Source organism: Acidihalobacter prosperus (genome assembly GCF_000754095.2).
In the GTDB taxonomy this organism is placed as follows: domain Bacteria; phylum Pseudomonadota; class Gammaproteobacteria; order DSM-5130; family Acidihalobacteraceae; genus Acidihalobacter; species Acidihalobacter prosperus.
This window is the reverse complement of sequence record NZ_JQSG02000007.1, coordinates 23,403-32,905: the sequence shown is the minus strand read 5'-3', so window position 1 is coordinate 32,905 and position 9,503 is coordinate 23,403. Positions and strand designations below refer to the sequence as shown.

The 9,503-nt window shown below is 58.2% G+C and carries 9 protein-coding genes and 1 pseudogene; 4 read left to right on the top strand and 6 right to left on the bottom strand.

What is annotated here, in order from left to right:
• Positions 1–130 precede the first annotated feature (130 nt).
• From THPRO_RS16035 to THPRO_RS16025, 3 genes are read left to right on the top strand one after another with little or no spacing between them, the layout of a single operon-like run.
• Complete coding sequence (locus THPRO_RS16035; protein WP_038094082.1) at positions 131–814, top strand: metalloregulator ArsR/SmtB family transcription factor; 684 nt, start codon at positions 131–133, stop codon at positions 812–814.
• A gap of 60 nt (positions 815–874) precedes the next feature.
• A complete protein-coding gene (locus THPRO_RS16030; protein WP_038094080.1) occupies positions 875–1,630 on the top strand; it encodes an MBL fold metallo-hydrolase in 756 nt (251 codons plus the stop codon).
• 9 nt (positions 1,631–1,639) lie between these two features.
• Positions 1,640–2,971, top strand: a complete 1,332-nt coding sequence (locus tag THPRO_RS16025) for an MFS transporter (protein WP_038094077.1) — start codon at positions 1,640–1,642, stop codon at positions 2,969–2,971.
• Positions 2,972–3,528: 557 nt separating this feature from the next.
• Here the strand turns inward: THPRO_RS16025 and THPRO_RS16020 are convergent.
• From THPRO_RS16020 to merC, 6 genes and pseudogenes are all read right to left on the bottom strand, one after another.
• Positions 3,529–4,050 carry a hypothetical protein gene (locus THPRO_RS16020; protein WP_082954727.1) on the bottom strand — a complete coding sequence of 174 codons (522 nt, stop codon included), beginning with the start codon at positions 4,048–4,050 and terminating at the stop codon, positions 3,529–3,531.
• A 111-nt stretch (positions 4,051–4,161) separates the two neighbouring features.
• The gene (locus THPRO_RS16015) at positions 4,162–4,743 is read right to left on the bottom strand and encodes a peroxiredoxin family protein (protein ID WP_082954726.1); all 582 of its coding nucleotides are present in this window, start codon (positions 4,741–4,743) and stop codon (positions 4,162–4,164) included.
• A gap of 400 nt (positions 4,744–5,143) precedes the next feature.
• Positions 5,144–5,479 (bottom strand): annotated as a pseudogene (locus THPRO_RS17550) (MerR family DNA-binding protein); the annotation flags it as partial.
• A 97-nt stretch (positions 5,480–5,576) separates the two neighbouring features.
• Positions 5,577–6,257 (bottom strand): organomercurial lyase, encoded by a 681-nt coding sequence (gene merB, locus THPRO_RS16005; protein ID WP_065089907.1) that lies wholly within the window; start codon positions 6,255–6,257, stop codon positions 5,577–5,579.
• 35 nt (positions 6,258–6,292) lie between these two features.
• Positions 6,293–7,936 carry a mercury(II) reductase gene (gene merA / locus THPRO_RS16000; protein ID WP_038094072.1) on the bottom strand — a complete coding sequence of 548 codons (1,644 nt, stop codon included), beginning with the start codon at positions 7,934–7,936 and terminating at the stop codon, positions 6,293–6,295.
• A 25-nt stretch (positions 7,937–7,961) separates the two neighbouring features.
• The gene (merC, locus tag THPRO_RS15995) at positions 7,962–8,396 is read right to left on the bottom strand and encodes an organomercurial transporter MerC (protein WP_038094069.1); all 435 of its coding nucleotides are present in this window, start codon (positions 8,394–8,396) and stop codon (positions 7,962–7,964) included.
• 90 nt (positions 8,397–8,486) lie between these two features.
• Here merC and merR point away from each other — a divergent pair, with 90 nt between their 5' ends.
• On the top strand, positions 8,487–8,909 hold the full coding sequence (gene merR, locus THPRO_RS15990) for an Hg(II)-responsive transcriptional regulator (RefSeq protein WP_038094066.1): 423 nt from the start codon (positions 8,487–8,489) through the stop codon (positions 8,907–8,909).
• The last annotated feature ends 594 nt before the right edge of the window (positions 8,910–9,503 follow it).

Here is a 9,503-nt window from a genome sequence, read left to right as displayed (position 1 = left end):
CGGAGCGGTTCAACTTTTCGGGGGGATTATCCCGGGCAACCCACTCGAAGGCGCTTGCTGCAGTCAATCATCTTGAAGTATGATGCATCCTCATCTTTAATTCAAAAGATCTTTAGATTATTATCTCCACATGACTGAACGTGAAATCAAAGATTTGCTTTACGCGCAGGTGGCCCGCATTGGCAAGGCGGTTGCCAGCCCCAAGCGCCTGGAACTAATCGAGCTGCTTGCCCAAGCGGAGAAATCTGTCGATCAACTGGCGGCCGAGGCGGAGATTTCTATCAAGCTGGCCAGCGCGCACCTCAAGGAACTACGCCAGGCCCGTTTGGTCGAGACACGGCGGGAAGGCAAGCGCGTGTTTTATCGCCTCGCCGATCACAGTGTGGCGGATTTCTGGGTGAGTATCCGATCACTGGCCGAGGCGCATTTGCTGGAACTGAAGAATGCGCTCGCCAGGATGTCGGAACAGGCAGCAGAACTGACCCCGATCAACCGTACGCAGATGTTTGAACTAGCCAGGCGGGGCGACGTTGTCGTACTGGACGTGCGTCCCGAGACGGAATTCGCTGCCGGTCACCTGCCGTATGCGCTCTCCATGCCACTTGCCGAAGTACGCAAACGCCTGGCGGAGCTGCCGCACGACAAGCCCATCGTGGCGTATTGCCGCGGGCCATTCTGCGTGATGGCCAAGGAGGCCGTGACCTTATTAAGCCGGGAAGGTTACCGCGCTACGCGCATCGAAGACGGGGTGGCGGAGTGGCGAGCGCAAGGTCTGCCGGTCGAGGCAAGGCTGTGCCCTGTGTTCGATGACTAATGCGGGCAAACCAACCATTGACAGCCGACCGCAAAACTATCTCATTGAGGAGGATGGATCATGTTTTTCAGACAACTACCCACCAAGGATGCCACCCTGTCCTACCTGTTCGGCTGCGCTTCCTGCCACGTGGCCGTGGCCATCGACCCCGTGCTGGGAGACGAAGATTGGTTCATTGAGGAAGCCCGCAAGCAGGATGTTCGTATCACGCATGTTATCGATACGCATATTCATGCCGACCATTACTCCGGCGGCCGCCCGCTGGCCGAACGCAGCGGCGGCACGTATTGCCTGCATGAGGCGAACCTAGGCAACGTGCAATTCGGTTTCGAGCCGTTGGCGGATAAACAGCGCATCGAGGTAGGCAACGTCGCCATTGACGTGCTGCACACACCAGGTCATACCCCAGATTCGGTATGCCTTCTGGTCACCGACAAGCGCCGTGGCGATCAACCCTGGTTTGTGTTGACCGGAGACACGCTGTTCGTGGGTGCAGTGGGTCGCCCCGATCTTGCGGGCAGAGAAGTTGAAATGGCCGGCCAACTCTGGGACAGCCTGCATGGAAAATTACTGGATCTACCCGATGAAACGGAAATCTATGCAGGACATGTGGCGGGTAGCGTGTGCGGCGCCGGCATTTCGGGCAAACCCGGCTCGACGCTCGGTTTCGAGAAGCGCTGGAACCCATTGTTGAGCTTGCCCCGAGATGCCTTTATCGAAGCCTTGACCCAGGAAATCCCGCCACGTCCCGCCGAAATGGATCGCATGGTCGAGGTCAATCTGGGACTCAAACCGCCCCCCTCCGTAACAGCTTGACGCATTACGATGAATTTCGATTCCGCCTCGAGTCAGGACGAAACCCACCAGCGCGGCATACGACTCAATGCCCCGCAATTTCTCATGCAGACCCTGCAGGTGGTGTTCGTCGGTCTGACCCTGGGCACCGAGCGTACCGTGCTGCCGACATTGTCTGCCGATTTTGGTGTTACCAAAGGAGCCTTTCTGTGGCTGGCCTCCTTCGTCATCGCCTTCGGTTTCGTCAAGGGCCTAGTGAATTTCGCTGCCGGTGCCATGGCCGATCGCATCGGCCGCAAAAGGGTGCTGCTACTCGGCTGGCTGGCGGCCTTACCGATCCCTTTCCTGTTGCTGTATGCGCAGAACTGGGGCTGGGTCGTCATCGCGAACGTCTTCCTCGGCATCAGCCAGGGACTAGCCTGGTCGGTCACCGTGATCAGCATGGTGGATCTGGCGCGTACAGATCAAAGAGGTCTCGCGGTGGGGATCAATGAGTTCGGTGGGTATGCCGCCATGGGCGTAGCCGGGCTGGCGACGGGTATCCTGGCGGCCACTTACGGTCCGCGAATCGCACTGTTCGGGTTTTCACTGGGGGTGATTCTGCTCGCCGCCCTGACTACCCTCTGGTTTGTGCGCGAGACGCGGGGATTCGCCCATGCCGAGAGCCGCGCTCACCGGGAAGGACGCCACGACGGCCCGAAAGCGCGGATTCCGCAAACCCGCACCGAAGAACCCGACGCCTGGGAGATATTCCTGTTGGTGTCATTCCGTCACCCCACCCTGCGCGCGCTCAGCCAAGCCGGCGTGATCAACAAGGTGGCCGATACGCTCGTATGGATTCTGTTTCCGCTCTATCTGCATCAGCGCGGTCTGGGCCTGGTGGAAATCGGCTGGGTGACCGGCGTCTACGCGGCGGTATGGGGCGCTTCGCAATTGTGGAGCGGACCGCTGTCCGACCACATCGGGCGCAAGTGGCTGATCGCCTGGGGATTGTGGCTGGTAGCGCTGGGTGTTCTGGGCGCGTTACTGCTCAAGGGGCTCGCTCTGTGGCTGGCCAGTGCCGTGATCATGGGCATAGGGATGGCCATGCTCTATCCCAATATCATCGCGGCGGTCAACGACATCTCAGACCCCGCATGGCGTGGCGCCTCCCTGGGTGCCTATCGCTACTGGCGTGATACGGGCTACGCCATCGGTGGGCTGGTTCTAGGCGGGGTCGCCCAGTTCACCAACCATGTCATGCCGGCATTCTGGGCGACGATCAGCCTCTTGCTGTTGTCAGGCGCCTGGGTGGCCTTTGGCAGCGAGGAGACCCATCCGCGGATCAATCCGGTTTCGCATGACATCACAACCGACCAGTGAGCGTACGAGCGCCCTAGGATCAAGGTGTCGAGCCAATGAATACAGAACCGATCCAGCACAGCATCCGCTTTTTCTTATCTGACTACTTAATGTTGATTGGCCGTGGTATGTTTTCTCAGCAGCGTTCTCCATCCCCATCGCTGCATTGGTATTTGCCCGCCGCATGGCGGGCTTTTTTTCGGCATGGGATTGCCGTAACACCGGCACGACGGTGGCGGTGGGCGGAGATATGCTCAATCTATCCCGCTATCCCGACTTCCGCCACGGAGGTCATGTCCGGTGGGCGCTACGGTCTTTACCCGATCCAAAGCGACAAAGCTGTGCTTAGCGTACGTTTACGAGTAGAGTGGGAATACGACTGATGTCTCAGGCCACAGCGCATCACCCAATCGACCCACATTCTCATAAGCCGTATTTATGCGGCAATTGACATTGGCCTCGATGTTTCGCCACCCTTCGATAGGGTGAGTCGCCTGAATGCGTTGAGAGGGGCGATTTCCGCCAGTTTTCTGAAAATTGCACAGTTTTGATCTCGAGATGAGACCGTTACGCTTCGCTCAGGTGTGCGGGGTAGCACAAACCGGGCCACGCGCAAGCTTCCTGGCATTTTGCCAGAAAGCGATGAAACTCAATGCTACCGCAAACAGTTCGATTTCGAATTCATGGGTCGCGATAAACCCTTGGATGATCCCCGGGGCAAATCCCGCCACGGCCGGGAAAACGACGGCCAAGGCTCCCAAGCCCAAGGGAATCAGGGGGCTACAGCACAGCAGTGGCGCGAAGAATGCGACCAGGGCGCCACCTATCCCAGTACTCTTGCTGGCACGTTGCCCATGGCGTATCAATAGCACCATCGTGGCCAGCGTGAGTGCGAGCAAGACCGCCAGGCAAAAGGCAAATACCGCTTGCCCTGGTGCGAGCAGGCGCAGACTGTCCCAGCCGATATGTCCACCGGTCAGGGAGGCTGGCAAGGTGACGGCATAGAGCGGGAACAGGACGATGAAGGCCATGAGAACAGTCCATCGCCCAACAGGTTCCGTCCAGAGGCGTTTGAGCGTAGTAGCAAGTTCATACAACATGCGCGCATTCTCCAGGCAAGAACATATAGATCGAATCAAGGGATAACCTATGACCGCACTTCATCCCGTCTGCGATTTTTTAACTCGTTATACAAACCTCATCCCTTCGCGCTATTGACCTGTTTTCGCAAACCTAAGTATTTTCTGCATAGTGACGTTTGGAGAACCGCTGACCGCCTGGATCAGCCCTTTGCTGTCGATCAGAAAGTAGATGTCAGGAAACCTTTTCGGATTGTACGTTTCAGCAAGCGTTTTGCTCGCTGTCCCGAATATCCAGCCAGACGCGTTTTCCAACTCAGGCGCGACCTTTTGCACAAATTCATCGGTTGTCAGACCCGGATATCCATCGTTCTTGTAATTATCCAATACGATCAAAGTCACGCCATCCTGCGCCAACTCCTGGCGATGTTTGGCCAGCGCCTTGAGTCCAGCCTCGCAACTGCCACACCATGTCGAAAACAACCAGAGCATGATTTTGTGTCCCGCGTACTGGCTGATCGATGTTTTCTTCCCCGCCACTTCAAATGAAACATCCGGGGCGGGCACGGGATGGAATTGCATCGGTGTTTGAGTGCGTGCTGATGTCTGAGAGCGCACGGTCGATGGTGCTCCCGAGAATTTCCAACTGACCCACCCCGACACCCCGATCAAGATCGACAACCCTAATAAAATCATGATGGATTTCTTACGCATGCTTATTGTCTGCTCCGTGGATCAATAACTCGTTTGGCCAGAATGTTATTCGTTTTCGAGAACCGGTCCGGATTCATTGATGTCAGGCTCGGTGGCTCAGCAGCCCTAAATTAGATACGACAAAGGGTGTAAGATAATTCAGTATGATTTTCAACCAGATCCAGGCACTGATATCGCCGATCATCAGGCGACCGCCCAAATTAAACAGCGTGAGCCAGGAACCCACGATTGCAGTGATCCAGAGTGTTCGTTTTAGATGGGCGGGCCGACAGATTGTGCGTGCGGGCGTTAAACAAATGGTCGACAGTTTGTTTATCGCTGACCGTCGTCTCATTAACCTGCTCGCAGCGAAACATCATTCAAACCGCCGTGACTGGCCTGCCAGTTTGTCAACATTGGTTCAATCATCCCTGATTCTCAGGTACAGCGGGCAATCGATCGGCGCATCCATTTCTTCTCCTCGCTTGCACGCGTCGATCAACCCGGACAGCTGGTGTTTTACTCGATGCAGAGATTCGATCCGTGTACTCACCTCGTGCAAACGCCTTTCTGCGATCATTTGAATTTCGTGACAACGCTTTTCTCCCAGGGCAAGCAGCTCGGCAATTTCATCCAGACTGAACCCGGCCTGCTGTGCGTGGCGGATAAAATTCAGACGGTCCAGATCTTCCTGGTGATATCGACGGATGCTGCCATAAACGCGTGACGGGATGGGCAGTAAAGCACGCCGCTGGTAATAGCGGACGGTTTACACGTGCACGCCGGCAGCAGCGGCCAGCCGTCCGATCGTCCACGTGGGATGCTTCTCGCCCGTGTTCATCCGCATGTCCACCCTATCCAATCTCCAGACCACGCAGCCTTGCCTGAAATCCGAAAAAAGCGTTGGCAACCACAGCGGCCTGGGGAACTGTAAAAATGTCACCCTCATGGTCTTTGCTTTCAATTTCGGCGCAACTGCGGCAGACGAAACGAATACTCGGGCATAAGGTGTTGCAGCACGCGTTCGTACCGCAACTTCCCTGTGTTTCGTCGGTCCAGAGGACCGCCGTCTCATGCATCATTGCCTCATGTAAGCTACCGTTGGCGCGCATCCTGAGAGCCAACTGCGTATCGCATAAGGCGCATGGGGCAACGATCTGGGTCGCTTGGCCACTGACGCGCGAAACCGCCAAGGCGTCGATCGCACACATGGCATGAACCGAACGGTCACCAAGTTGGACCTGTATGCCTGTCGGCAAGACGCTGAAGGGGTAACAGCCGAGTTGCCCGGATTGATCAACTACGGCGTCGATGGCCAGTAAGGCATACAGACTCTCGGGGCTAAGCACATCGGTTGCTAGCGGGCTTGCGGTATCGCACCAGTGATCGATCAGACGGCGATAATCCTCAAGGGCGTGACTCGACAAGGCCATCACCCCACTTTCCAGAGGAAAGCGATCACGCAAGCGGGCAATTGCCGCTTCCACCTTCTGCCTACTGTGCAGCCGGCTTTCGTCGTCTTGATGTCGGATCATGCCTTATACATCCTCACTCCAACGGACGCTGTGGTTTACCCAGCGCAGCACGACAGTTGTGTGACGTCCTTGGTGAAGGTCTGCGCGGCCAGCTTGAGCCCCTCGACCATGGTCAGGTAGGGGAAGAGCTGATCGGCCAGATCCTGCACCGTCATGCGGTTGCGGATCGCCAGCGCCGCCGACTGGATCAGTTCGCCAGCTTCCGCAGCGACTGCCTGCACGCCAAGCAAGCGCCCCGTTTCGGCGTGCGCCACGAGCTTGATAAAGCCGCGCGTATCGAAGTTGGCGAGCGCCCGCGGCACATTGTCGAGGGTCAGCATGCGGGTATCGGTCTCGATGCCCTGCGCCTGCGCTTCCTGCTCGCTCAGCCCCACGGTGGCCACCTGGGGATCGGTAAACACGACGGCCGGCATCGCGGAGAGATCGAGTCGCGCTTCGCCGCCGGTCATATTGATCGCCGCACGAGTGCCGCCGGCTGCGGCCACATAGACGAACTGCGGATTGTCGGTACAGTCGCCAGCCGCAAAGATTTGACCAGCGCTTGTGCGCAGGCCATCGTCCACGGCAATGGCGCCACGTGGGTCGGTCTTGATGCCTGCCGCCTCCAGATTCAACTCTTGCGTGTTCGGGCTGCGCCCGGTGGCCACGAGCAGCCGGTCGGCGCGCAACTCATCCTTGCCCAGCGTCAGCACGAACTCGTCTCCGGCGTAGGTGACCTGGCTTGCCTGGGTGTGCTCCAGCACCTCGATGCCCTCGCTGCGGAAGGCGGAGACCAGCGCTTCGCTGATGGCGGGGTCTTCCTGAGACAGCAGGGTATGGCGGGCAAGGATCGTGACTTGGCTGCCCAGACGAGCGAAGGCCTGAGCCAATTCCACAGCCACCACCGACGCACCGATCACGGCCAGGCGTTGGGGGATCGCGCCGGTTTCCAGCGCCTCGGTCGAGGTCCAGTAAGGCGTGTCGGCCAGTCCGGCGATGGGCGGGATGGTGGCACGCGCGCCGGTGGCGATCAGGCAGCGGTCGAAGGCAACTACGCGCTCGCCGCCGTCGTTGAGCGCTACGTGCAGGGTCCGTGCATCGACGAACCGCGCCTGACCATGCAGGACCTCAATAGACGGTGTGCTTTCCAGAATGCCTTCGTACTTGGCGTGCCGCAGTTCCTCGACACGTCCCTGCTGCTGAGCCAGCAAGGGGCCGCGCAGTACGTCAGAGGGGCTGGGCGGCAGGCCGGCGTCGAAGGGGCTCTCGCGCCGCAGATGCGCGATGTGCGCGGCGCGGATCATGATCTTGGACGGTACGCAGCCGACATTGACGCACGTGCCGCCGATGGTGCCGCGCTCGATCAGCGTCACGCGTGCGCCCCGTTCGACGGCCTTGAGCGCGCCGGCCATGGCCGCACCGCCGCTGCCAATCACGGCAATGTGCAACACCTGCCCGTCACTCGCGGCAATGGTGTCCTCATTCCGTGGCTGCGCGCCATAACCACTTCCCACCACCGCCTCGGTCAACTGCTGGATGGGCACCTCGCGTTCCAGCACAACTCGGGCCGTGGCATCCGGGTAGGACACTTGGGCCTCGCTTACCCCGGGGACGCCTTCGAGCGCTTGGCGCACATGCGCGGCGCAACTGTCGCAGGTCATGCCGGTGATAGCGAGTTCTGTGATTGCGTTCTGGGTCATACGGTTCTCCAAAGGATTCTCGTGATTAGCCATGTTGAGTGGGCGTTTCGCAGCCGTCCGTTGCGCAGCGGCGGTTGGCCGGATTGATCATGTCCCAGATGGAGGCCAGGAACATGACGATCAGACCCGTATAGAAAATCCCTCTCGCCAGATCCTTGGCGAGGAAATGATGGGTCAGCCCAAACACGCCGATCAGCGCCAGCACCGGACCGATCGATCCCAGCAGCGTGCGCTGCCACTGGTGGTGCGAGAACCAACCCGCCAGGGTCGCCAATAGCGCCACACTGGCGAAGATCGGAATCAGCCAATGCACGAACAGGCCTTCCCAGTGACTGAGAAAGCCCAATCCGATCGCAGCCCCCAAGCTCGCGGCTGCCGGGAAGCACATGGCACAACTGAAACTGCCGACGATGGCGCCGATGACACCGGTTTTGTCGACGATACGGGTGATGACGGACATGGCAGAACCTCCTGGGTGACGATTCGTAAGTGCTTGGTGGACTCCGGTAGGCTAAACTTACTGCCGTACTAATGTACGGAGTCAAGGCCAATGGAACCTATAGCTACCGCATTGACCATCGGACAACTGGCCTCAGGGGTCGGCGTCAACGTGGAGACGATCCGGTTCTACCAACGCAGGGGCTTGTTGCGCGAACCGCCTCGCCCGCCAGGGGGTATTCGGCACTACTCAGCCGAGGATGTTGCGCGGGTGAAATTCATCAAGTCGGCGCAACGGATGGGATTCAGCCTTGACGAAATCCACCATCTGCTGCGACTCGATGAGGGGATGCAATGCGATGCGGCGGCCGAATTGGCGGCCCAGCACTTAAACGATGTGCGGACGCGGCTACAGAATCTGCACCGGATCGAAGTGACGCTGGCAAACCTGCTCGATCAATGCCGCAAAGGCGGAAAAAAGGTGACCTGTCCGTTGATTCTGGCGCTACACACAGACGAAGTGGAGACACCTTAAAGCCTGTTTACATTGTTTTCATTTCCGTATGGAAATCACCTTGTAGCAATACACAATCATTGAACCCTTATTGCCTCTTTCGCGCAGCAATATAAAAATATCGGGTATCCGGAAAATGGTGTTGACGGGAGTCTAGAATTCGCCTTGTTGAAGCAAGAGGATCAATGTTGATATGTGCATCCCTGTTAGTCTTTGCATGTTCCCGTTGCACGCCTCTTTCGTGCATGCGGGTCAAGATTTCCGTGCGCTGACCAGGTACGCGGCAACCCTGTTTCCCAGCGCGCGAGAAGATAGTGAGCACATGATTGTGTGCCACTCCGAAGCATGGGAAGATCCCGCTGCGGTGGCCCTCCCTCCAACCCCGGTCACTGCATTGGTTTTTGCCCGCCTGTTGGCGGGTTTTTTTTGCAACGCTCAGCGTTATAAACTGATTAATGTGGCGCACTCAGACATGATTTGATGACAGGGAATGGCGGCGTCACCTCGGGGAAGATTACTGGAACAACTTAGGCGGGCGGAATCGATCTTGCGGGAAAGAGAGTCCGCTTACCGAGAAATTGCCCGCGAGCATGGGAAGTGGAGCGATGAAGCCCG

Bases quoted from the DNA above. Each gene is read 5' to 3' on its own strand.
- merB (WP_065089907.1), bottom strand. From the start codon at position 6,257: ATGATCCGACATCAAGACGACGAAAGCCGGCTGCACAGTAGGCAGAAG.
- merC (WP_038094069.1), bottom strand. From the start codon at position 8,396: ATGTCCGTCATCACCCGTATCGTCGACAAAACCGGTGTCATCGGCGCC.
- THPRO_RS16035 (WP_038094082.1), top strand. From the start codon at position 131: ATGACTGAACGTGAAATCAAAGATTTGCTTTACGCGCAGGTGGCCCGC.
- THPRO_RS16030 (WP_038094080.1), top strand. From the start codon at position 875: ATGTTTTTCAGACAACTACCCACCAAGGATGCCACCCTGTCCTACCTG.
- THPRO_RS16025 (WP_038094077.1), top strand. From the start codon at position 1,640: ATGAATTTCGATTCCGCCTCGAGTCAGGACGAAACCCACCAGCGCGGC.
- THPRO_RS16015 (WP_082954726.1), bottom strand. From the start codon at position 4,743: ATGCGTAAGAAATCCATCATGATTTTATTAGGGTTGTCGATCTTGATC.
- merA (WP_038094072.1), bottom strand. From the start codon at position 7,936: ATGACCCAGAACGCAATCACAGAACTCGCTATCACCGGCATGACCTGC.
- merR (WP_038094066.1), top strand. From the start codon at position 8,487: ATGGAACCTATAGCTACCGCATTGACCATCGGACAACTGGCCTCAGGG.
- THPRO_RS16020 (WP_082954727.1), bottom strand. From the start codon at position 4,050: ATGTTGTATGAACTTGCTACTACGCTCAAACGCCTCTGGACGGAACCT.